This window comes from Roseateles sp. P1_C6, assembly GCF_056406315.1.
Genome location: NZ_JBFUAK010000009.1, coordinates 80266 through 99310, shown reverse-complemented (window position 1 = coordinate 99310; position 19045 = coordinate 80266). Strand labels below are relative to the sequence as shown.

The following is a 19045-nucleotide window of genomic DNA, read 5'->3' as shown; positions in this document are numbered from 1 at the left end:
AGACCCGAGTCTGACCCGCACGAGAATGGGCGCTTCGAGCGCCCATTTTTCTTTTGAGGCCCCCCCATGATTCGTCTGCGTCTTTCCCTCTGCGCCGTCGGCGCCACATTGCTGGCCGCCTGCGCCGCTCCGCCCGCGCCGCCGCCGGTGTCCTCGGCCGTCATCGCGCCCAATGCCAACCTGGTCGTGCAAGGCATCCCGGCGGTGCCGCAGAGCCTGGCCGATGCCATCGGCCGCTACAACGATTTCCGCGGCCATGCCTTCTCGGACTGGCACCCGACGCAACGCGAAATGCTGGTCAGCCACCGCAAGGCGGGGGCCAACACGGCGCAAATCTTCCGCGTCACGTCGCCGCTCGCCGAGGGCGAACAGCTGACGGACGGCGCCGACCCGGTGGCCCGCGCAACCTATGAGCCGCGCACCGGCAAGTACATCGTCTTCGAGCGCGCCACCGGCGGCAACGAGGTCGGGCAGATCTATCGCCTGCCGCTCGGCCAGGCGGGTGCCCAGCCCGTGCTGCTGACCAGCCCGGACGAGCGCCATGCGATCAACACCTGGCTGCGCAAGAGCGGCCAGCTAATCTACTCGTCCGTGCCCATCGACCGCACGGCCCAGGGCGGCACGCGCACCAGGATCACGACGACCTTCTGGCTGATGGACCCCGAGAAGCCCGAGGGCCGGCGCAAGCTGGCCGAGCTGGACGGCGGCGGCTGGTCGGCCAGCCGGCCCTCGCCCGACGAGAGCCGCGTCTCGCTGACGCGCTACCTGTCGGCCAATGAGTCGCAGGTCTGGATGATGGACCTGGCCAACGGCGCGACTAAACAGGTCGTGCCGGCGGCCGGCAGCCAGGAGGCCAAGGCCACCTACTCCCCGGCCGGCTGGGCGCCCGATGGCCGCTCGCTGTGGATCGCCAGCGACCGCGCCGGCGAGTTCCGCGAGCTGATGAAGCTGGACCTGGCCAGCAACCGCATCGACCGCGTCAGCAGCCACATCCCCTGGGATCTCAGCGGCGTCACGCTGACGGAGGACGGCAGCAAGCTGGCCGCGCAGTTCAACGTCGATGGCCGCGACGAACTGCATTTCTTCGATGCCGCGACGGCCAAGGAAGTGCCCGCCCCGGGCGCGCTGCCCAACGGCAACGTGGGCGCGGCGTCCTACCACCGCAGCCGCGGCGAGCTGGCCTTGTCGATCAGCAACGCCCAGGGCCCCAGCCAGATCTATTCGCTGGGCACGGACGGCAAGCTGCAGCAGTGGACGCGTGCCTCGGCCGCGCCGGGCATGGACACGTCGGGCTTCAGCGAGCAGAAGATCGTGCGCTGGAAGAGCTTCGACGGCACGACCATCTCCGGCATGCTGACCGCGCCGCCCAAGAAGTTCAGCGGCAAGCGCCCGGTGCTGATCTCCATCCACGGCGGCCCCGAGTCGCAGGCCAGCTTCGGCTTCCTGGGCCGCAACGCCTACTTCGTGCAGGAGCTGGGCATGGCGCTGATCCAGCCCAACGTGCGCGGCTCCAGCGGCTACGGCAAGAGCTTCCTGGCGATGGACAACGGCTTCAAGCGCGAGGACTCGGTCAAGGACATCGGCGCGCTGCTGGACTGGATCGCGACCCAGCCAGACCTCGACGCGTCACGCGTGCTGGTCACCGGCGGCAGCTACGGCGGCTACATGACGCTGGCCGTGTCGACGAACTACGCCGACCGCATCGCCGGCGCCATCGACGTGGTGGGCATCTCGCACTTCGTGACCTTCCTGAACAACACCGAGAGCTACCGCCGCGACCTGCGCCGCGTCGAATACGGCGACGAACGCGACCCGGCGATGAAGGCCCACCTGGAGAAGATCTCGCCGCTGACGAACGCCGCGCGCATCAAGAAGCCGCTGTTCGTCATCCAGGGCAAGAACGACCCGCGCGTGCCCTACACCGAGGCCGAGCAGATCGTCGCCACCGTCCGCCAGGGCGGCACGCCGGTGTGGTACCTGCGCGCCGAGAACGAAGGCCATGGTTTCCAGAAGAAGGACAACCAGGACTTCCAGTTCTACGCGACGGTGTTGTTCATGCAGCAGACGGTATTGAAATAGGTCGGCCATAGCCCGGCGGCAGTGGCCAGGTCTCTGGCGTCGGCGCGGCCCGCCCGGCCCAAGACCGGGCGGTGATCCAGCCGCCATGCCCCACGGCCAGCACGCAGGACGGCTGCCAGGCGGCGGCGCGCGCCAGCAGCGCGGCAACCGACTCACCGCCATCGAAGTCGAAGCCGCAAAAGTTGGCCATCCAGCGGTCGAACGCTACCGGCGGGACGGCGCTCCACGCCTTGCCGTCCCAGGCGCCGAAGTTCATCTCGGCCAGCGCCGCGTCGATCCGCCAGCGGAAGCCCCAGCGCTTCAGCCAGCGGCCCACTGCGGCGGCACGTGCCAGCGGCGACGTGACGACCTCGCGCGGCAGGCCATGATGGCGCGCGTGAGCGCGGATGCGGTGCGCCAAGCGCTTGGCCTTGCGTGGGTCCACCGGAAGATCGGTACGCCCGCCGATGCAACGCCCTGCCGTGCCACGCGGCTTGGGGTGGCGCCAGATCGTGAACGCCGCCATCAGAACGCAGCCGTGAAGGCCAGCAGCACGGCAATCTCGGCGAGTTGCTCGGTGGCACCCAGCCCGTCGCCGGTGTAGCCGCCCAGGCGGCGCTTGAGCCACTGGCGCATCACGAGCGCCACCAGTGCGGCCGCCGCAACCGAAACCAGCAGCTTGGGCAGGTAGACGCCCATGCCCGCTAGCGTGAGCGCCAGCAGCCCGCACCAACCCAGCGCGATGCCGAAGTTGCGCGACGCGACGGCCAGCGCGAGCGGCTTGGCCTTGGCATGCTCGGCGTCGCCGCCATAAGGCAGGCTGACCATGACGCCCACGGCCGCAGCGCGGGCGAAGGCATGGCTGGCCAGCAGCGCGGCGACCACGCCCAGCGTCGGCCGCGTCGCCAGCACCGCCAGCAGCGCCGCGCGCAGCAGCAGCGACAGCCCCAGCGCCAGCGCGCCATAACTGCCGATGCGCGAGTCCTTCATGATGACCAGCGCCTTGTCGCGCGGCACGACGCCGCCCAGTGCGTCGAAGGTGTCGGCCAGGCCGTCCTCGTGGAAGCCGCCGGTCAGCGCGACGGTGGCCGTCAGCGCCAGCACGGCGGCGACCCAGGCCGGCCAGAGCTGCGCAGCACCCAGCAGCACCAGCGCACCCACCGCCCCCACCAGCACACCGACGAGCGGGAAGTGCCGCACGCAGTCATTCAGCCAGGCCGGCTCGAAGCGACCCAGCTGCACAGGCAGCCGCGTCAGGAACTGCAGCGCGACAAGGAAGAGCCTCACCGGCTACTCGCGGTTGCTGACGCCGGCGCTGTCGAAGCTGGCCATGTCGGCCAGCAGCGCGCAGGCCGCCGTCAGCAGCGGCCAGGCCAGCGCGGCACCACTGCCCTCGCCCAGGCGCAGGTCCAGGTCCAGCAGCGGGCGTGCATCGAGTTGTTGCAGCCAGCGCGCATGCGGCCCCTCGGCCGAGCGGTGTGCAAACACGCAGGCTGGCAGTACGCCGGGGCGCAGTGCCTCGGCCAGCGCAACGGCAGCCGTCGTGATGAAGCCGTCGACGAGGACCACGCGCCGCTGCGCCGCGGCGGCGATGACGCTGCCGGCCATCGTGACGATCTCGAAACCACCCAGTGCCGCGGCCATCTGCAGCGGCGTCTGCGCCCCTGCATTGGCAGCCAGCGCCTGTTGCAGCACGGCCAGCTTGCGTGCCAGGCCGGCGTCATCCAGCCCGGTGCCTCGGCCGACGCAATCCGCCAGCGGCAGGCCGGTCAGGCGCGCCATCAGCAGGCTGGCCGAGGAGGTGTTGCCGATGCCCATCTCGCCCAGCAGCAGCGCGTTGCCGGGCAGGCGCTCGACCAGGGCCATGCCGTTGCGCAGCGCGCGCTCGGCCTGTTCGGTCGACATGGCCGGGCCGACGCTCGCATCGGCAGTGCCGGCGGCAATGCGCAGGTCCACGGCGCCGTCGGCCAGCGGCGCATCGACGCCGCAGTCGGCAATCGTCAGCGCCAGGCCTTGCTGGCGCGCCAGCACCGACACGGCCGCGCCGCCGGCCAGCATGTTGGCCACCATTTGCGGCGTGACCTCGCGCGGATAGGCCGACACGCCGCGCCGGGACAGGCCATGGTCGGCCGCGAAGACGACGAGTTGGGGCTCGCGCAGCGCAGGCCGCTCGACGCCCTGGATCAGCGCCAATTGCAGCGCCAGCGCCTCGATGCGGCCCAGTGCCCCCAGCGGCTTGGTCTTGTGGTCGATGGCGTGCTGCACGCGCGCGTTCAATTCAGGCTCGGCCAACGCCGGCAAGTCAGGAAACATCATCGGGTGGGTGGTCGGCGGTCAGCCGACGAGATTGGCCAGGGTCAGCAGGGCCAGCAGCAGCATCCACAGCACGACGGAACGCCAGACCAGGCCCACGACGCTCTGCAGATGGCCCAGCTGGGGTGGCGCGCCGGACGTCGAGCCGGCCGCGCCGGTGGCATCGGGCTCCGAGCCGGCATCAAAGGTCTTGCTGCGGTCCGGCGTGATGCCAGGCGCTGCCGCGCCGCCCAACTGCAGCCCCACTGCGCCAGCGGCAGACGCCAGGATGATGCCCTCGTTGGGATGCAGCCACAGGCTGGCATCGCGGCGCCAGGCGTTCACGGCCTCCTCGAAGTTGCCGACGATGGCAAAGCCGGTGGCCGTCAGCCGCGCGGGCAGGTGGTCAATCAGCGTGAAGGCCTGGCGCGACAAGGCCAGCAGGCGCGGATTGGTCGGCGCATCCAGCGTACGGCTCTTGAAGGCCCAGTAGCGGCCGGCGAACTCGGCCATGCGATACAGCACGGCGCCGGCCGGGCCCAGGCCGATGGTCGAGCAGACGATGAACCAGAAGAACACGCCGAAGACATGCCGGTGGGCAGCCAGCAGCGAATGCTCGATGACGTGGCGGATCAGCTCGGTGCGCGGCAGCTCGCTCGCGTCCAGGTGCCGCCACTCGGCCAGCAGTTGACGCGCGGTCGCGTCGTCGCCGCGCTCCAGCGCGTCACGGATGTCGGTGAAGTAGTGGCTGAACTGCCGGAAGCCCAGCGTGAGGTACAGCACCAGCACGTTCAGCCCAAGCGCCAGCAGCACGCTGAAGTGGCGCAGGGCCACGTAGAGCAGCGCGACGACCAGACCCGGCACCAGCACCGTGATGGCCCAGACGATGGCGGCATGGTGCTCGTCACCGGCGTCGAAGTTGCGGCCGGTCCAGCGCACCCAGCCGATGACCGACTGATGCACGCGGTTGCCATGCCTCAGGGGCTTGAGTTGCTCACACAACAGGGCCAGCAGCACCGCGAAGAAATTCATGGGCCGGGATGATAGTGGCGCGATCAGGTGGCGCTGAGCAGACGGTAGAAGTTGCGCAACATCGCGGCCGTCGCGCCCCAGATGAAGTACTCGCGTTCCGGCCCCTGCCAGGGCATGGAAAGGAAGCGGCGCTCGCTGCCGGCGAACTCGAAACGATGATGGCGGTGGTGGGCCGGGTTCATCAGAAAGGACAGCGGCACCTCGAAGGCTTCAGCCACCTCGAAGTCGTCGAGCTTGAGCGTGAAGCCCGGTTCGACGAGGGCCACGACCGGCGTGACCTGGAAGGCCGTCACTGTCGAATAGACCGGCAGCTGGCCGATGACCTCGATGAAGCGGCGCGCCAGGCCAATCTCCTCCTCGGTCTCGCGCAGCGCGGTCGCCACGGGGCCGTTGTCCTCGGGCTCGACGCGGCCGCCGGGGAAGCTGATCTGGCCGGCATGGTCACGCAGATGGTCGGCACGGCGGGTCAGCAGAAGGCTCAGGCCGGCGTCGTGCTGAACCAGCGGGATCAGCACAGCCGCGCCCGATGGCTCACGACCGGGGAAGAGACCGCCATCGCCGGGGAACTCGGGCGTCCAGGCCGACAAGGCCGCCAGCCGACCGCGGATGGCCTCGGCGGTCAACGCGGCCGCGGACACGGCGGGCAGGTGGTCGTCGACGCTCGTGACCGGCACGAGCTGGGGTTGCGTGATCGCGGGACGGGTCATTCAGCCAGCATAGGACGACGCCAATGAAAAAGCCGCCGGGAGCGGAGCTCCGGGCGGCCTTGCCGTGGAAAGCAGGCGAATTGGGCCAGCTTTTGTCTGCGTTAACGGCGCAAGCTGCGCCATTAACTCCGACGAAAACTCGCTTAAGCGAGCTTTTCCTTGATACGTGCCGACTTGCCCGAACGCTGGCGCAGGTAGTACAGCTTGGCGCGGCGGACATCGCCACGGCGCTTGACTTCGATCGAGGCGATCAGCGGGCTGTACAGCTGGAACGTACGCTCGACGCCTTCGCCGCTGGAGATCTTGCGGACGATGAAGCTGCTGTTCAGGCCGCGGTTGCGCTTGGCGATGACGACGCCTTCGTAGGCCTGCACGCGCTTGCGGCTGCCTTCAACGACGTTCACGCTGACGATCACGGTGTCGCCAGGGGCGAAAACGGGGATGGTCTTGTTCAGGCGAGCAATTTCTTCTTGCTCAAGGGTTTGGATCAGGTCCATCTGTACTCCTACGGATCTTGGCGGCTCGCTATTTATCGGGATGTTTGCAGAACTGGAATTTCCAGCCCACTCGACCCGCCAGAGGATCGGACAGCCCGTTAGTATAACGCGGACCGCGGGTTTTGCCTAGAGCTTGGCGAGGTAGGCTTCGTCGGCCTTGCTCAGGCGGCCTGCTGCGCGGGCGGCCACGATCAGCTCGGGCCGGCGCGCTGCCGTCAGTGCCAGCGACTGCTCGCGCCGCCAACGCTTGATGTCGGCATGGTGGCCGGACATCAGCACGGCCGGCACCGCGCGCTCGGGCTGCTCGCCGGTGGCGGGCAGCAGTTCCGGGCGGCTGTAGTGCGGGCAGTCCAGCAAGCCATCGCTGGTCTCGGAAAAACTATCCTGCTGGTGGGACTGGGCATCGCCCAGCACGCCGTCCTGCAGCCGCGCGACGGCATCCAGCAGCGCCAGCGCCGGCAGCTCGCCGCCGGACAGCACGAAGTCGCCCAGGCTCAGTTCCAGCGTCACATGGCGGTCCAGCACGCGCTGGTCGATGCCCTCGTAGCGGCCGCACAGCAGCACTGCACCGGGGCCGACCGCCAGTTGCTGCACGCGCGCCTGGTCGATGCGTGCGCCGGTGGGCGTGAAGTGGATGACCGCGGGCGACGCATCGCCGCGGTCGGCCTTCACCGCCGCGAGGGCACGCTCCAGCGGTTCGGCCAGCATGACCATGCCGGGCCCGCCACCATAGGGGCGGTCGTCGACGCGGCGGTAGTTGTCCTCGGCGAAATCGCGCAGCGGCCACAGGCGCACGTCCACTTGGCGGTTCTCGAAGGCACGCCGCGTGACGCCATGCGTCAGATGCGGCGCGAACAGCTCCGGGAAGATCGTCAGGACGTCGAAGCGCATGGCCGGCGCCTCAGAAATCCACACCCCAGTCGACACGGATCTGGCGTGCTTCCAGGCTCACGTCGTCGACAAAGGCGCCGACGAAGGGAATGAGCTTCTCCTGGTCGGGCTTGGCTGGTTCTTCGATACCCTGGGGCAGGATGCGCAGCACCGCGTGCGGGCCGGTGTCGATCAGGCCGATGACGCGACCCAGTGCCTGGCCCTCACGGTTGACGACGTCCAGGCCGATCAGGTCGACCCAGTAGTACTCGCCGTCACCGGCGCGGGGGAAGTCGGCGCGCGAGATCCAGACCTCGAATCCGCGCAGCGCCTCGGCACCGTTGCGGTCGTCGACGCCCTCGGCATTCGCGACTAGGCCCTCGCCATGCTCACGCATGGACAACACCTTCAAGGTCCGTCGACCCGATTTAGGGGCGACACTCTTCAGGAACCAGTGCTTGGCCGAAGAAAGCGCGTCGGCCTGATTGGAATAGGCCTGCACCTTGAACCACCCCTTGACGCCCCAGGCATCCAGGATGTGGCCGACCTGCACCAGATCATCCGGCTCAGAAGCAAAAGACGGCGCCGAAGCGCCGTCTTGTTGAGGCTTGTTGCCAACCACGAGGGTCAGGCGGCAACGGCAGCCGTCTTGGCGTCACCGACCAGGCGGGCCACCGTGGGCGACAGCTGTGCGCCGACACCGATCCAGTAGCTGACGCGGTCTTGTTCGACGCGCAGCTTCTCGGCGGCACCGGAGGCGACGGGGTTGTAGAAGCCGACGCGCTCGATGAAGCGGCCGTCACGACGCTGCTGGCTGTTGGCAACGACGATGTTGTAGAACGGGCGCTTCTTGGAGCCGCCGCGGGCCAGACGAATCACAACCATGATGTTTCCTTAATTGATGATGGGTTGGGCGATCACCGCACCAGGAGACACTCAGGGCGAGCAGATCGGTTCGCGGTGATTAACCGCCGGCGTTGCCGCCGTCTCAGGTGCCGTAGATACGCTGCAGCTCCCCGCAGCCGACACCAGAACTCAGCATTATAAACTCGATCAGAAGTTAATCCAGCAAGATATGTCTCAGCCCTCTCCATTGCGCATCCGCCCCAGCACCGACGCCGACATTCCCGCCATCCAGGCCATCTACGGCCAGGCCGTATTGGAGGGTACGGGCACCTTCGAAACCGAGGTGCCCGGCATCGACGAGATGGGCCGCCGCCGCGCCGAGGTGCTGGGCCGCAACCTGCCCTGGCTGGTCGCCGAGCGGGACGGCGAGGTGCTGGGCTATGCCTACGCCAACTATTTTCGCCCGCGCCTGGCCTACCGCTTCTGCGTCGAGGATTCCATCTACCTCTCCCCTGCCGCCCAGGGCCAGGGGGTCGGCCGGCTGCTGCTGGCCGAGTTGATGGCCCGCTGCGAGGCGGCCGGTGCGCGCCAGATGCTGGCCGTCATCGGTGATGCGGCCAATGCCGGCTCGGTCGGCGTGCACACGGCGCTGGGCTTTCAGCACACCGGCGTGCTGAAGAGCGCCGGCTGGAAGTTCGGCCGCTGGCTGGACGTCGTGCTGATGCAGCGCACGCTGGGCCAGGGCGACAGCGTCGCGGCCGCCGAATGAGCGGTGGCGTCAAGCACAAGGCCGTCGCGACCTGGCTGGCCCTGCTCCTGGGCGTCTTCGGCCTGCACCGCTTCTATCTTCACGGCCTGAAGGACCGGTGGGCCTGGCTGTTCCCGCTGCCGACGCTGCTGGGCCTCGTCGGCCTGCAGCGCATGGACCAGCTCGGCCAGGACGACCGCCTGGCCTGGTTGCTGATCCCGCTGCTGGGCGTCAGCCTCGTCGCCGCACTGATCGGCGGCATCGTCTACGGCCTGATGCCCGACGAGCGCTGGAATGCGCGCTTCAACCCCTCCCAAGCGGCCCCGGCCAGCGGCTGGGGCGCCGTCATCGGCGTCGTGCTGTGCCTGTTTGTCGGCGGCACCACGCTGATGGCGACCATCGCCTTCAGCGCCCAGCGCTATTTCGAATCCCAGGTCGATCAGTAAAGCGCAAAACTGATCCAGTAGCAGATGCCGGCCATGGTCGCCGCGGCGGGGATCGTGAAGATCCACGCCCAGACGATGCTGCCGGCCACGCCCCAGCGCACGGCCGACGCCCGCTGCACGGAGCCCACGCCGACGATGGCGCCGGTGATGGTGTGCGTGGTCGAGACCGGAATGCCCAGCGCAGTGGCCAGGAACAGCGTGATGGCCCCGCCCGTCTCGGCGCAGAAGCCGCCCACCGGCTTGAGCTTGGTGATGCGCTGACCCATGGTCTGCACGATGCGCCAGCCACCGAACATCGTGCCCATGCCGATGGCGACATAGCAGGCCAGGATGACCCACGTGGGCGGCGCCTTGTCGCCCACGGCGACCATGCCGGCGGCAATCAGCAGCATCCAGATCAGGCCGATGGTCTTCTGTGCGTCATTGCCGCCATGACCCAGGCTGTAGAGCCCGGCGGACACCAGTTGCAACCGGCGGAACCAGCGATCTATTCGTATCGGTGACTTGTGACGACAGATCCACGCCACCAGCACCATCATCAGCGAACCGAGCAGATAGCCCAGCAGCGGCGACACGATGATGAAGGCCACGGTCTTCCAGATGCCTGCGCCCACCAGCGCCTGCGGGCCGGCCTTGGCCACGACGGCGCCGACGATGCCACCGATCAGCGCGTGGGATGAGCTGGACGGAATGCCCCACCACCAGGTGATGAAATTCCAGGTGATGGCGCCGCACAAGGCGCCGAACACGACATGGTGGTCGACAACGCCCGGCTCGACGATGCCCTTGCCGATGGTGGCGGCCACCTTGAGCTGGAAGAAGGCGATCGCGACGACGTTGAAAAAGGCCGCGAACAGCACGGCCTGCTGGGGTTTCAGCACGCCGGTGGAAACGACGGTGGCGATGGAATTGGCCGCGTCGTGGAAGCCGTTCATGAAGTCGAACAGCAGCGCCAGCACGACGAGCAAGGCCACCACCCAGAAGGCGATCTCAGCGGATGCCATGAGGGCGCCTGATCAGGAGTTCTCGAGGACGATGCCCTCGATCAGATTGGCGACGTCCTCGCAACGGTCGGAGATGGATTCCAGCTGTTCGTAGATCGCTTTCAGCTTGATGAGCTCGCGCACGTCCGGCTCCTCGCGAAACAGGCGCGACATCGCCGAGCGCATGACACGGTCGGCATCGGACTCGAGGCGGTCGATCTCCTCGCAGGTCTTGATCGCGGCCTCGGTCGTCGCTGGCTTGCTCAGGTGCGGCAGCAGCGTCACGGCATGCTGCACACGCTCGCAGCAGCGCACGGACAGCGTCGCCAATTGCAGCACCTGTTCGGGCACGGCACGCACATCGTACAGCGACAGCGTCTCGGACGAGTCCTGCAGCAGGTCGAGGATGTCGTCCATCGCGTTGATCAGGCCGTGGATCTGCTCGCGGTCGATCGGCGTGATGAAGGTGCGGTGCAGCAGTCGGTTGACCTCGGCCGTCACGCGGTCGGCGGCGTGTTCCGCCTCGTCGACGCCGTCAGCGTACTGCTGGCGCAGCGCTGGATCGGCGTAGTTCTCGATCATCTTCAGGAAGGCTCGGGCGCCTTCCGCGATGTGGTTGCCGTGCTCGTTGAACAGCTCAAAAAAATTGCCCTCACGGGGCAGCAGTTTGCCGAACAGCATGGCCGTCCTTGTCTTGTTCTGATGGGAAAGGCGAGAGTTTACCTAGCCCGCCCTCGTGACGTCGTCATGACCGGAAGATGAAATACACCGCACCCATCAGACACAGCCCCGCCCACAGGAAGTCCAGCTTCAGCGGCTCGCCCATGTAGAACACCGAGAACGGCACGAAAACGCCCAGCGTGATGACCTCCTGGGTGATCTTCAGCTGCGCCAGGCCAAAGCCGGCGCCATGGCCGATGCGGTTGGCCGGCACCTGCAGCAGGTACTCGAACAGCGCGATGCCCCAGCTGATCAGCGCGGCGATCCACCAGGGCTTGGTGGCCAGGCCTTTGAGGTGCCCGTACCAGGCGAAGGTCATGAAGACGTTGGACAGGATCAGCAGCCCGACGGTCTGCCAGCCAGCAACAGTAGAAAACATCGCAGGTCTCCGGAATTCAGCGCGGGATGGCGCCGCTGAGTTCGATGCGCTGGGTCTGCCAGGCGTTGCCAGCGGCCAGCGGCGCCAGTTCGGGCGCGATCTCCAGCAGCGGGCGCAGCACGAAGGCACGCTCGCCCAGGCGCGGATGAGGCAGCGTCAGGCGCGGTGTGTCGAGGACCAGGTCGCCGTACAGCAGCAGGTCCAGGTCCAGCGTGCGCGGCGCGTTGCGGTACGGGCGCTCGCGACCATGGGTCTGCTCGATGGCCTGCAGCGCGTCCAGCAGTTCAATGGGTGAAAGCGCCGTGTCCAGCGCGGCGACCGCGTTCAGGAAGTCCGGCCCGCCGGCATCCACCGGCGCGCTGCGCCAGGCACTGGACAGCGTGACAAGGCGGGTATCGGGCAGCGCGGCCAACGCGCGCGCCGCCTGCGTCAGCGTGGCCAGCAGGTCGTCACCGAGGTTGGCGCCCAGGCCCACGTGAACGCGCATGGACCGCGCGAACTCACTCGGCGCTGGGCGCGGGCGCCGCAGCGCCCTCCCCGCCACCGGGCTTGCGGCGACGGCGACGGCGCTTCTTGGCCGGCGCGTCTGCGGCGGCTGGCTCAGTCTCGTCGTCCTCGGTGGCGGTCGCCGTCTCGGCGCGCGGCGCGCGCACGACGCGCGGCGCCTTTTGCTGGCTGCTGCGGGCGTCGGCCAGCAAGGCCTGGCGGTCGTCGTCGCTGCCCAGCGCAAAGTCTTCCCACCAGTCGGCCAGCGCCGGGTCGATCTCGCCGGCGTCGGCGCGCAGGCGCAGGAAATCGAAGCCGGCGCGGTAGCGTGGCTGCTCGATGAGGCTGAACACGCCCGAGCCGCTGCGGCGCTCGAAGCGGGTCTGCATCATCCAGATCTCGCGCATGTCGGCCGCCAGCTTGCCGCGCCCGGAGATGTCGCCGATGCGAGCGTCGAAGACGGCATCGATGGCCTGGGCCAGCGCGGGCACGGCCGGCTCGCCGCCGTTGCGGATCTTGGTCCAGCGGTCCAGCACCTCGTACCAGAGCATGCAGGCCAGCATGAAGCTGGGGCTGACGCCGCGGCCCTCGGCGACACGGCGGTCGGTGTCCTCGAAGGCCTGGCGCACGAACTTGCCGCGCACGCCTTCGTGCAGGTCGCCGGTCTCGGTCAGCATCGCGTCCAGCACGGCGAACACGCCGCGGGCCAGGCCCAGCTTCTTCAGCTGCGCGATGCTGGCCAGCGAGTGGCCGGTCTGCAGCAGCTTGATCATCTCGTCGAACAGGCGCGAGGCCGGCACGTTGGCCAGCAGTGCGGCCGAGGTCTTCACCGGCGCCAGCGTCTTGGGCTCCAGCGTGAAGCCCAGCTTCGCGGCGAAGCGCACGGCGCGGATGATGCGGACCGGGTCTTCGCGGTAGCGCGTCTCGGGGTCGCCGATCATGCGCAGCAGCTTGGCGCGCGCGTCGGCCAGGCCGCCGTGGTAGTCCACCACCAGCTGGCGCTGGGGGTCGTAGTACATCGCGTTGACCGTGTAGTCGCGGCGCGCGGCATCCTCGATCTGCGGGCCCCAGACGTTGTCGCGCAGCACACGGCCGCTGGCGTCCACGGCGTGGGACTTGCCTTCCAGCTCGGCCTTGGACGTCTTCTCGTTGCCGCCAACGGCGGCGCTGGCGGACTCACCCTCAGTCGGCAGCGCGCGGAAGGTCGACACCTCGATGACCTCATGCTCGCGGCCGCGGCCGTAGACCACGTGGACGATGCGAAAGCGCCGGCCGATGATGAAGGCGCGGCGGAACAGGCCCTTGACCTGCTCGGGCGTCGCGTTGGTGGCGACGTCGAAGTCCTTGGGCCGCACACCCAGCAACAGGTCGCGCACGGCGCCGCCGACGATGTAGGCCTCGAAACCCGCGTCGGTCAGCGTCTTGACGACCTTGACGGCGCGCTCGTCGAGCAACTCGGGATTGATGCCGTGTGTTTCCGCCGTGATCTCGACGCGCTTGCCGAGCGGGCTGGTCTTGGTGGCCGCAGCGGCGGGCTTGCCGAGGAGCTTGTCGATGAACTTCTTGATCATGCGAAGAGTTGGAGCTGGGGCCAGCCGCGCTCGGCAGCGATGCGCGCAAGCGCGGGACTGGGGTTGGTCGCCACCGGGTGGCTGACGCGTTCGAGCAGGGGCAAGTCGTTGGTCGAGTCGCTGTAGAACGTCACGCGCTCGAAACCGCCCGATTGTGCCCCCAGCCCTCGCAGCCAGGATTCGACGCGCTCGATCTTGCCCTCGCGGAAGCTCGGCACGCCGCGGATGGCGCCGGTGTAGTGGCCGGTGACGTCGCACGCCAACTCGACCGCGATCAGGTGCTCGATGCCGAAGGCCGCGGCGATGGGCGCGGTGACGAATTCATTGGTGGCGGTGACCAAGGCGATCAGATCACCCGCAGCGCGGTGCTTCTCGACCAGCGCCCTGGCCTCGGGCCGCAGCGCCGGCTGCATGACCTCGGCCATGAAGCGCTCACGCATCGCCAGCGCCTCGGCCAGCGGCCGGCTGCGAAAGGCCGACGTGGCGAACTCGACATAGGCCGGCAGGTCCAGCGTGCCGGCGTTGTACTGGGCGAAGAACTCGTCGTTGCGCCGGCCCCAGACCTCGCCGTCGACCCAGCCGACCTCGACCATGAAGGCGCCGAAGGAGTGATCGGAATCCACCGGGATCAGCGTCCCGTCGAGGTCAAAAAGCGTCAGATTCATAAAATGGGGTCAGAGTCTATTTCTCATCGGCCAGCATGGCCTTCAGCAACGGCAAGGTCAGCGGTCGCTTGCTGGCCATGGCGAACTCGTCCAGCCGTTCCAGCAAGGCCATCAAGCCCTTGAGGTTGCGCTCGAAGCGGGTCAGCAGATAGGACAGCACCTCGTCGCCCAGCAGCAGGCCGCGGCGGTCGGCCTCGCGGCGCAGCACGGCGCGCATCTCCGCCTCGCGCAGCGGCTCGAGCGCGAAGCTCGGCCCCCAGCCCAGCCGGGTGCGCAAGTCCTCGCGCACGGGCAGGTCGACGGCCGGCGCATCCGCGGCCGCGACGACGGTGTAGCCCTGCCCTGCCGACGCGACAAACAGCGCAAACGCCGCATGCTGCTGGCCGGCGTCGAAGCGCTGGCAGTCGTCGAGCAGCAAGAGGCTCTCGTGCGCCGGCAGCTCCCAGGGCAGGGGCGTGTCGGCGTCATACCAGGCCACGCGATGGCCGGCGGCCTGCCAGCGCTCGGCCAGCGCCTGCAGCAGATGCGTCTTGCCCGAGCCCGTCGGGCCCCACAGCAGCGCGGGCGGGTCGCCGGGCATCAAGCCCTTCAGGTAGGCCAGCGCCTCGGCATTGGCGCCGGGCAGGAAGTTGTCAAAGCTGTGCGCGGGCGGTGCCAGCAGCGCGAGCGGGATCTGCCTCATCGGGACGTTGAGTGGAACAGTGAACTCGCGAGATAGGTGCGGTGCAGGCGGCGTGCTGCGACCGCGGCCACGGCCGACAGCGGCAATGCGATCAGCACGCCGACAAAGCCGAACAGATGGCCGAAGGCGAGCAACGCGAAGATGACCATCAACGGGCTCATGCCGATGCGCTCGCCGACGAAGCGCGGCGTCAGCACGAAGCTCTCCAGCAACTGGCCGACGCCGAAGACGACGGCCACGGCAACGACGCCATAGAGGCTGGCGAACTGCAGCAGGCCGGCCAGCAGCGCGAGCAGCAGGCCCACGCCGAAGCCCAGATAAGGGATGAAGACGGCCAGGCCGGTGAAGATGCCGATGGGCAGGGCCAGCTCGAAGCGCGCCAGCGCCAACCCGACGCTGTAGAAGATGGCCAGCGCACCCATGACCAGGAGCTGGCCGCGCAGGTATTGGCCCAGGGTCTCGTCGCAGTCCTGCAGGAAGCTGCCCACCGACTGGCGCGCCGTCGGCGGCACCAGCGCCCAGGCGCGCGCCATCAACGTGGGCCAGTCATTCAGCAGGTAGAACAGCACGACCGGCAGCAGCACCGCGTTGCCGACAAAGGCGAGCAGGAAGCTGCCACCGATGCGGGCCGAGCTCAGCACGGTGGCGAGCCAGTCCTCGAGATTGGCGTCCAGGTACTTCAGCACGAAGGCCTTGATGCTGGCCTGGTCCAGCTGCAGGTGGATGCCGTACTGCGCCAGCCAGGGCGAGAGCTTGTCGTTGGCGACCTTGGCCAGCGCGGGAATCTGCTCGCGCAGCGCCGGCAACTCCTTGCTGAGGATGGGCAGCACCAGCAGCAGCAGCGCGAGCAGCGCCAAGCCCAGCAGCAACTCCACCACCAGCACCGCGACCGATCGCGGCACGCGCCGGTTGACCAGGGCCTGCACGGCGGGCGCCAGTGCATAGGCCAGCACCAGGGCCGCGATGAAGGGCGCCAGCACGGGCGACAGCAGCCACAGCAGCACGACGCCCGCGAACGCAACACCACCCCAGACCAGGGCGGTGCGTTGGGGCTTGCTGAGCTTCATCATGGTGGGCGGGGCGCGAGGGCGCGGATTGTCACTGAAGCGGTGGCGAGCGCCGTTCGAGCAGAACGGCCAGGCGGGCGCGCAGCTCGGCGGCGTCCGGCGCGTCGCCGCGCTCGTCGAGGTAGAAGGCCAGGTCCTGCGCGGCGGCTGCCGTCGCGCCCAGCGCCTCGAGCACCAGGCCGCGGTCTCGGCGCTCGGTCGCATCGCCCGGCAGCAGCACGACCAGCCGTTGCTGCACCGCGAGCAGCCGCTGCCAGTCGCGAGCGGCGCGGTGCACCTCCTTCAGGTTGCGCAGCATGCGGGCCAGGACCTGGCGCTTGGTGGCGGCACGCAGGAAGAACTCCAGCGGCAGCTCCAGCTCCTGCGGCAGGTCGCTGCCATGGCGGTAGACGGCCAGCCGCTCGTCCAGGCGCGCCGGTGACAACGACTCGCCGGTGAAGGGATCGATGACGACCTCGCCCAGGCCGATGCGGCACTTGACGAGGAAATGCCCCGGGAAGGCGACCCCGGCCGCGCGCAGGCCGGCCTGCTCGGCCAGTTCCAGCAGCAGGACCGCCAGCGTGATCGGGATGCCGCGCCGGGTCTCCAGCACGCGGTGGACATAGCTGTTGTCGGCCGCGTAGTAGTTGTTCAGATTGCCGGCAAAGCCCAGCTCGCCATGGAAGAAGCGCGTCAGCTGGCGCAGCCGCTCGGCCGGTGCGGTGTCGGGCGTCAGGCGCTCGCGCAGCCGGCGCGCCAGCGTGTCCACGTCCGCCAGCACGGCCTGCACGTCCAGCCGCGGGTGCTCGTCCTGGGCCAGGCTGATGGCAGCCTCGAGCAGGTTCAGGCCGTCGTCCTCCGCCACCAGCGTGGCGAAGTACTCCAGCGGAGTCGGCGCGGCGAACTTCATCAACCCGGCCTGCCCAGCGCCTTGGGCCGCATGCCGACCAGCAGCAGTACCGAGAAGTAGACGACGGCGCTGCCGGCCAGGCTGCCCGCCATGACCGCGCCGCGCTGGAACTCATGCGCGCCCAGCGCGATCCAGTCCAGCCGCTCCGCCAGCTGCCACTGCAGCAGGCCCATGGCCACGCAGCCCAGCACCACGCGCAGGCCGAAGCCCAGCCAGCCTGGCTCGGGGCGGTAGCTGCCAAGCTTCCTCAGGCCCCACAGCAGCCAGGTGGCATTGACGAGCGCGCCCAGGCCGATGGACAGCGCCAGGCCGGCGACACCTATCCAGGGCACGAAGACGAGGTTGAACAACTGGGTCAGGATCAACACGGCGATGGCGATCTTGGCCGGCGTGCCGGTGTCCTGGCGGGCATAGAAGCCCGGCGCCAGCACCTTGACGGCGATCAGGCCCAGCAGCCCCACGCCCCAGCCCATCACGGCCTGCGAGGTGTGCACGACGTCATCGGCCCGGAAGGCGCCGCGGTGATAGAGCACCGCGGTCAGCGGTTCGGCAAAGACCAGCAGCGCGACGGCGCAGGGCAGCGCCAGCAGCATCACCATGCGCAGGCCCCAGTCCAGCAACCGGCTGTAGCGCTCGCTCTCGCCCGCCGCCTGAGCGCCCGAAAGCTGCGGCGTCAGCACGGCGCTCAGCGCCACGCCCAGCAAGCCGATGGGGAACTCCATCAGCCGGTCGGCATAGTTCAGCCAGGAAGTTGCGCCGGCGCCGAGGTTGCTGGAGATCTGCGTGTTGATCATCAGCGACAGCTGGGACACACCCACGCCCAGCAGCGCCGGGCCCATGTTCAGCAGCAACCGGCCCACGCCCGGGTGGGCCTGCGACTCGCGCAAGCCGCGCCAAGTCCAGCGCAGCCTGGGCAGCATGCCGATGGCGCGCAGGGCCGGCCACTGCACGACCAGCTGCAACACGCCGCCCAGCATCACGCCCAGCGCCATCGCGTAGATGCCTGGGTAGCCGGCGCGCTCCAGCGGCTTGACCAGCGCCAGGCAGACGGCGATCGTGCTCAGGTTCATCAGCACCGGCGTGGCCGCCGGCACGACGAAGCGCCGGTACGTGTTCATGATGCCGGCCGACAGCGCCACCATCGACATGCAGCCGATGTACGGAAACATGAAGCGGGTCATGACCACGCTGGCGTCGAACTCCCGCGCCGGCAGGCCGGAACCGAGCAGCCACACCAGCACAGGCGCGGCCACGATGCCCACCACCGACGTGACCACCAGCGCCCAGGCGAGCACGGTGGCGACGGCGTCGACCAGCCGTTTCGTCGCCGCTTCGCCCTCCGTCGTGCGGCAGGCAGCCAGCAGCGGCACGAAAGCCTGGGAGAACGCCCCTTCCGCCAGCAGACGGCGCAGCAGGTTGGGGATGCGGAAGGCGACGAGAAAGGCGTCGGTGAAGAACGTGGCGCCGAACAGGCCGGCCACCATCTGTTCACGAACGAGCCCGGTGATGCGCGAGGTCAGGGTCAGCAGGGATATGGTCGACGCAGCGCGCAGCAGATTCATGGCGCGGGATTATCTGTGTCGTCCATAGGCCCCTTTTTGAAACTCCGCCCAGGTACTTGGCTTTAACCCTGATTCCGGGCTATACTCGTCGTCTTTGCACCAACTGGGTATAGATACAGCATGGCAACCAGCTCCAAAGCCAAGAAGAAGACGGTTCGCCTGGCATCGGGCCGCAAACGCGCCCGCCAGGACGTCAAGCTCAACGCCGCGAATACGGCTCTGCGCTCCAAATTCCGTACGGTCGTCAAGAACGTGCAAAAGGCCGTGGTCGCGGGCGACAAGTCCAAGGCTGCTGACCTGTTCAAGGCTGCCCAGGCCGTGATCGACTCGGTCGCTGACAAGGGCATCTTCCACAAGAACAAGGCCGCTCGTCACAAGAGCCGCCTGTCCGCCAAGATCAAGGCGCTCGCCGCCTGATTACAAATCCAGCTCTGGTGCAAGCTGAAGGCCCGCGAAAGCGGGCCTTTTGCTTTGAGGCCCGCTCTGCGGGCCTCTCGCATTTGGCGATGTATTGCGGGCCGAGCGCCTGGCCGCTCCCAAGCCGG

General features: G+C 68.5%; 23 protein-coding genes. 4 read left to right on the top strand and 19 right to left on the bottom strand.

Translation table 11 applies throughout. The features are described from left to right. Window positions 1-66: 66 nt before the first annotated feature. Window positions 67-2079, top strand: coding sequence for a S9 family peptidase (locus AC1D29_RS20110; RefSeq protein ID WP_477900694.1), 2013 nt, complete (start codon window positions 67-69; stop codon window positions 2077-2079). On the opposite strand, the gene AC1D29_RS20105 is transcribed toward AC1D29_RS20110, so the two are convergent. The 9 genes from AC1D29_RS20105 to rpsP form a co-directional block, all read right to left on the bottom strand. Then, window positions 2054-2584, bottom strand: coding sequence for a histidine phosphatase family protein (locus AC1D29_RS20105; protein WP_477900692.1), 531 nt, complete (start codon window positions 2582-2584; stop codon window positions 2054-2056). The two genes, AC1D29_RS20110 and AC1D29_RS20105, sit on opposite strands and share 26 nt — an antisense overlap. Further along, window positions 2584-3345: an adenosylcobinamide-GDP ribazoletransferase gene (cobS, locus tag AC1D29_RS20100; RefSeq protein WP_477900690.1), complete on the bottom strand. Its 762-nt coding sequence runs from the start codon at window positions 3343-3345 to the stop codon at window positions 2584-2586. The genes AC1D29_RS20105 and cobS overlap by 1 nt, the downstream gene beginning before the upstream one ends. 3 nt (window positions 3346-3348) lie before the next feature. Next, a complete protein-coding gene (gene cobT, locus AC1D29_RS20095; RefSeq protein WP_477901102.1) occupies window positions 3349-4371 on the bottom strand; it encodes a nicotinate-nucleotide--dimethylbenzimidazole phosphoribosyltransferase in 1023 nt (340 codons plus the stop codon). Between the two features lie 21 nt (window positions 4372-4392). Continuing rightward, window positions 4393-5382, bottom strand: coding sequence for a CobD/CbiB family protein (locus AC1D29_RS20090; protein ID WP_477900688.1), 990 nt, complete (start codon window positions 5380-5382; stop codon window positions 4393-4395). Between the two features lie 23 nt (window positions 5383-5405). Then, on the bottom strand, window positions 5406-6089 hold the full coding sequence (locus tag AC1D29_RS20085) for a CoA pyrophosphatase (RefSeq protein ID WP_477900686.1): 684 nt from the start codon (window positions 6087-6089) through the stop codon (window positions 5406-5408). Window positions 6090-6232: 143 nt separating this feature from the next. After that, on the bottom strand, window positions 6233-6586 hold the full coding sequence (rplS, locus tag AC1D29_RS20080) for a 50S ribosomal protein L19 (RefSeq protein WP_310259721.1): 354 nt from the start codon (window positions 6584-6586) through the stop codon (window positions 6233-6235). A 126-nt stretch (window positions 6587-6712) separates the two neighbouring features. Beyond that, window positions 6713-7477 (bottom strand): tRNA (guanosine(37)-N1)-methyltransferase TrmD, encoded by a 765-nt coding sequence (gene trmD, locus AC1D29_RS20075; RefSeq protein ID WP_477900683.1) that lies wholly within the window; start codon window positions 7475-7477, stop codon window positions 6713-6715. Window positions 7478-7487: 10 nt separating this feature from the next. Further along, window positions 7488-8009 carry a ribosome maturation factor RimM gene (rimM, locus tag AC1D29_RS20070; RefSeq protein WP_477900681.1) on the bottom strand — a complete coding sequence of 174 codons (522 nt, stop codon included), beginning with the start codon at window positions 8007-8009 and terminating at the stop codon, window positions 7488-7490. A gap of 74 nt (window positions 8010-8083) precedes the next feature. Continuing rightward, entirely contained in the window at window positions 8084-8341 is a 258-nt protein-coding gene (gene rpsP, locus AC1D29_RS20065; protein WP_477900679.1) for a 30S ribosomal protein S16, read from the bottom strand. A gap of 190 nt (window positions 8342-8531) precedes the next feature. Here rpsP and AC1D29_RS20060 point away from each other — a divergent pair, with 190 nt between their 5' ends. Together AC1D29_RS20060 and AC1D29_RS20055 are read left to right on the top strand one after the other, a co-directional pair. After that, window positions 8532-9071 (top strand): N-acetyltransferase family protein, encoded by a 540-nt coding sequence (locus tag AC1D29_RS20060; protein ID WP_477900677.1) that lies wholly within the window; start codon window positions 8532-8534, stop codon window positions 9069-9071. Next, the gene (locus AC1D29_RS20055; protein WP_477900675.1) at window positions 9068-9496 is read left to right on the top strand and encodes an NINE protein; all 429 of its coding nucleotides are present in this window, start codon (window positions 9068-9070) and stop codon (window positions 9494-9496) included. Before AC1D29_RS20060 ends, AC1D29_RS20055 begins: the two co-directional genes overlap by 4 nt. Here the strand turns inward: AC1D29_RS20055 and AC1D29_RS20050 are convergent. From AC1D29_RS20050 to murJ, 10 genes are all read right to left on the bottom strand, one after another. After that, a complete protein-coding gene (locus tag AC1D29_RS20050; RefSeq protein ID WP_477900673.1) occupies window positions 9490-10500 on the bottom strand; it encodes an inorganic phosphate transporter in 1011 nt (336 codons plus the stop codon). The genes AC1D29_RS20055 and AC1D29_RS20050 overlap by 7 nt on opposite strands. Window positions 10501-10512: 12 nt before the next feature. Next, a complete protein-coding gene (locus AC1D29_RS20045; RefSeq protein ID WP_477900671.1) occupies window positions 10513-11160 on the bottom strand; it encodes a DUF47 domain-containing protein in 648 nt (215 codons plus the stop codon). Between the two features lie 64 nt (window positions 11161-11224). After that, window positions 11225-11578, bottom strand: a complete 354-nt coding sequence (locus AC1D29_RS20040) for a DMT family protein (protein ID WP_477900669.1) — start codon at window positions 11576-11578, stop codon at window positions 11225-11227. A gap of 16 nt (window positions 11579-11594) precedes the next feature. Next, on the bottom strand, window positions 11595-12065 hold the full coding sequence (folK, locus tag AC1D29_RS20035) for a 2-amino-4-hydroxy-6-hydroxymethyldihydropteridine diphosphokinase (protein WP_477900667.1): 471 nt from the start codon (window positions 12063-12065) through the stop codon (window positions 11595-11597). Window positions 12066-12078: 13 nt separating this feature from the next. Further along, window positions 12079-13635 (bottom strand): polynucleotide adenylyltransferase PcnB, encoded by a 1557-nt coding sequence (gene pcnB / locus AC1D29_RS20030; protein WP_477900665.1) that lies wholly within the window; start codon window positions 13633-13635, stop codon window positions 12079-12081. After that, window positions 13632-14300, bottom strand: coding sequence for a histidinol-phosphatase (locus AC1D29_RS20025; protein WP_477900663.1), 669 nt, complete (start codon window positions 14298-14300; stop codon window positions 13632-13634). The genes pcnB and AC1D29_RS20025 overlap by 4 nt, the downstream gene beginning before the upstream one ends. 16 nt (window positions 14301-14316) lie before the next feature. Beyond that, the gene (gene hda, locus AC1D29_RS20020) at window positions 14317-14982 is read right to left on the bottom strand and encodes a DnaA regulatory inactivator Hda (RefSeq protein ID WP_477900661.1); all 666 of its coding nucleotides are present in this window, start codon (window positions 14980-14982) and stop codon (window positions 14317-14319) included. After that, window positions 14979-16052, bottom strand: coding sequence for an AI-2E family transporter (locus tag AC1D29_RS20015; protein WP_477900659.1), 1074 nt, complete (start codon window positions 16050-16052; stop codon window positions 14979-14981). The genes hda and AC1D29_RS20015 overlap by 4 nt, the downstream gene beginning before the upstream one ends. Before the next feature lie 28 nt (window positions 16053-16080). Further along, the gene (locus AC1D29_RS20010; RefSeq protein ID WP_477900657.1) at window positions 16081-16938 is read right to left on the bottom strand and encodes a SirB1 family protein; all 858 of its coding nucleotides are present in this window, start codon (window positions 16936-16938) and stop codon (window positions 16081-16083) included. Next, the gene (gene murJ / locus AC1D29_RS20005; protein ID WP_477900655.1) at window positions 16938-18500 is read right to left on the bottom strand and encodes a murein biosynthesis integral membrane protein MurJ; all 1563 of its coding nucleotides are present in this window, start codon (window positions 18498-18500) and stop codon (window positions 16938-16940) included. Before murJ ends, AC1D29_RS20010 begins: the two co-directional genes overlap by 1 nt. 120 nt (window positions 18501-18620) lie before the next feature. Between murJ and rpsT the strand changes: the two genes are divergently transcribed. Beyond that, window positions 18621-18917, top strand: coding sequence for a 30S ribosomal protein S20 (gene rpsT, locus AC1D29_RS20000; protein WP_477900653.1), 297 nt, complete (start codon window positions 18621-18623; stop codon window positions 18915-18917). The last annotated feature ends 128 nt before the right edge of the window (window positions 18918-19045 follow it).

Bases quoted from the DNA above. Each gene is read 5' to 3' on its own strand.
- AC1D29_RS20040 (WP_477900669.1), bottom strand. From the start codon at position 11,578: ATGTTTTCTACTGTTGCTGGCTGGCAGACCGTCGGGCTGCTGATCCTG.
- AC1D29_RS20110 (WP_477900694.1), top strand. From the start codon at position 67: ATGATTCGTCTGCGTCTTTCCCTCTGCGCCGTCGGCGCCACATTGCTG.
- AC1D29_RS20045 (WP_477900671.1), bottom strand. From the start codon at position 11,160: ATGCTGTTCGGCAAACTGCTGCCCCGTGAGGGCAATTTTTTTGAGCTG.
- rpsT (WP_477900653.1), top strand. From the start codon at position 18,621: ATGGCAACCAGCTCCAAAGCCAAGAAGAAGACGGTTCGCCTGGCATCG.
- AC1D29_RS20090 (WP_477900688.1), bottom strand. From the start codon at position 5,382: ATGAATTTCTTCGCGGTGCTGCTGGCCCTGTTGTGTGAGCAACTCAAG.
- AC1D29_RS20105 (WP_477900692.1), bottom strand. From the start codon at position 2,584: ATGGCGGCGTTCACGATCTGGCGCCACCCCAAGCCGCGTGGCACGGCA.
- pcnB (WP_477900665.1), bottom strand. From the start codon at position 13,635: ATGATCAAGAAGTTCATCGACAAGCTCCTCGGCAAGCCCGCCGCTGCG.
- trmD (WP_477900683.1), bottom strand. From the start codon at position 7,477: ATGCGCTTCGACGTCCTGACGATCTTCCCGGAGCTGTTCGCGCCGCAT.
- hda (WP_477900661.1), bottom strand. From the start codon at position 14,982: ATGAGGCAGATCCCGCTCGCGCTGCTGGCACCGCCCGCGCACAGCTTT.
- AC1D29_RS20050 (WP_477900673.1), bottom strand. From the start codon at position 10,500: ATGGCATCCGCTGAGATCGCCTTCTGGGTGGTGGCCTTGCTCGTCGTG.
- AC1D29_RS20055 (WP_477900675.1), top strand. From the start codon at position 9,068: ATGAGCGGTGGCGTCAAGCACAAGGCCGTCGCGACCTGGCTGGCCCTG.
- AC1D29_RS20015 (WP_477900659.1), bottom strand. From the start codon at position 16,052: ATGATGAAGCTCAGCAAGCCCCAACGCACCGCCCTGGTCTGGGGTGGT.
- AC1D29_RS20060 (WP_477900677.1), top strand. From the start codon at position 8,532: ATGTCTCAGCCCTCTCCATTGCGCATCCGCCCCAGCACCGACGCCGAC.
- AC1D29_RS20085 (WP_477900686.1), bottom strand. From the start codon at position 6,089: ATGACCCGTCCCGCGATCACGCAACCCCAGCTCGTGCCGGTCACGAGC.
- rpsP (WP_477900679.1), bottom strand. From the start codon at position 8,341: ATGGTTGTGATTCGTCTGGCCCGCGGCGGCTCCAAGAAGCGCCCGTTC.
- murJ (WP_477900655.1), bottom strand. From the start codon at position 18,500: ATGAATCTGCTGCGCGCTGCGTCGACCATATCCCTGCTGACCCTGACC.
- AC1D29_RS20025 (WP_477900663.1), bottom strand. From the start codon at position 14,300: ATGAATCTGACGCTTTTTGACCTCGACGGGACGCTGATCCCGGTGGAT.
- folK (WP_477900667.1), bottom strand. From the start codon at position 12,065: ATGCGCGTTCACGTGGGCCTGGGCGCCAACCTCGGTGACGACCTGCTG.
- cobT (WP_477901102.1), bottom strand. From the start codon at position 4,371: ATGTTTCCTGACTTGCCGGCGTTGGCCGAGCCTGAATTGAACGCGCGC.
- rplS (WP_310259721.1), bottom strand. From the start codon at position 6,586: ATGGACCTGATCCAAACCCTTGAGCAAGAAGAAATTGCTCGCCTGAAC.
- AC1D29_RS20010 (WP_477900657.1), bottom strand. From the start codon at position 16,938: ATGAAGTTCGCCGCGCCGACTCCGCTGGAGTACTTCGCCACGCTGGTG.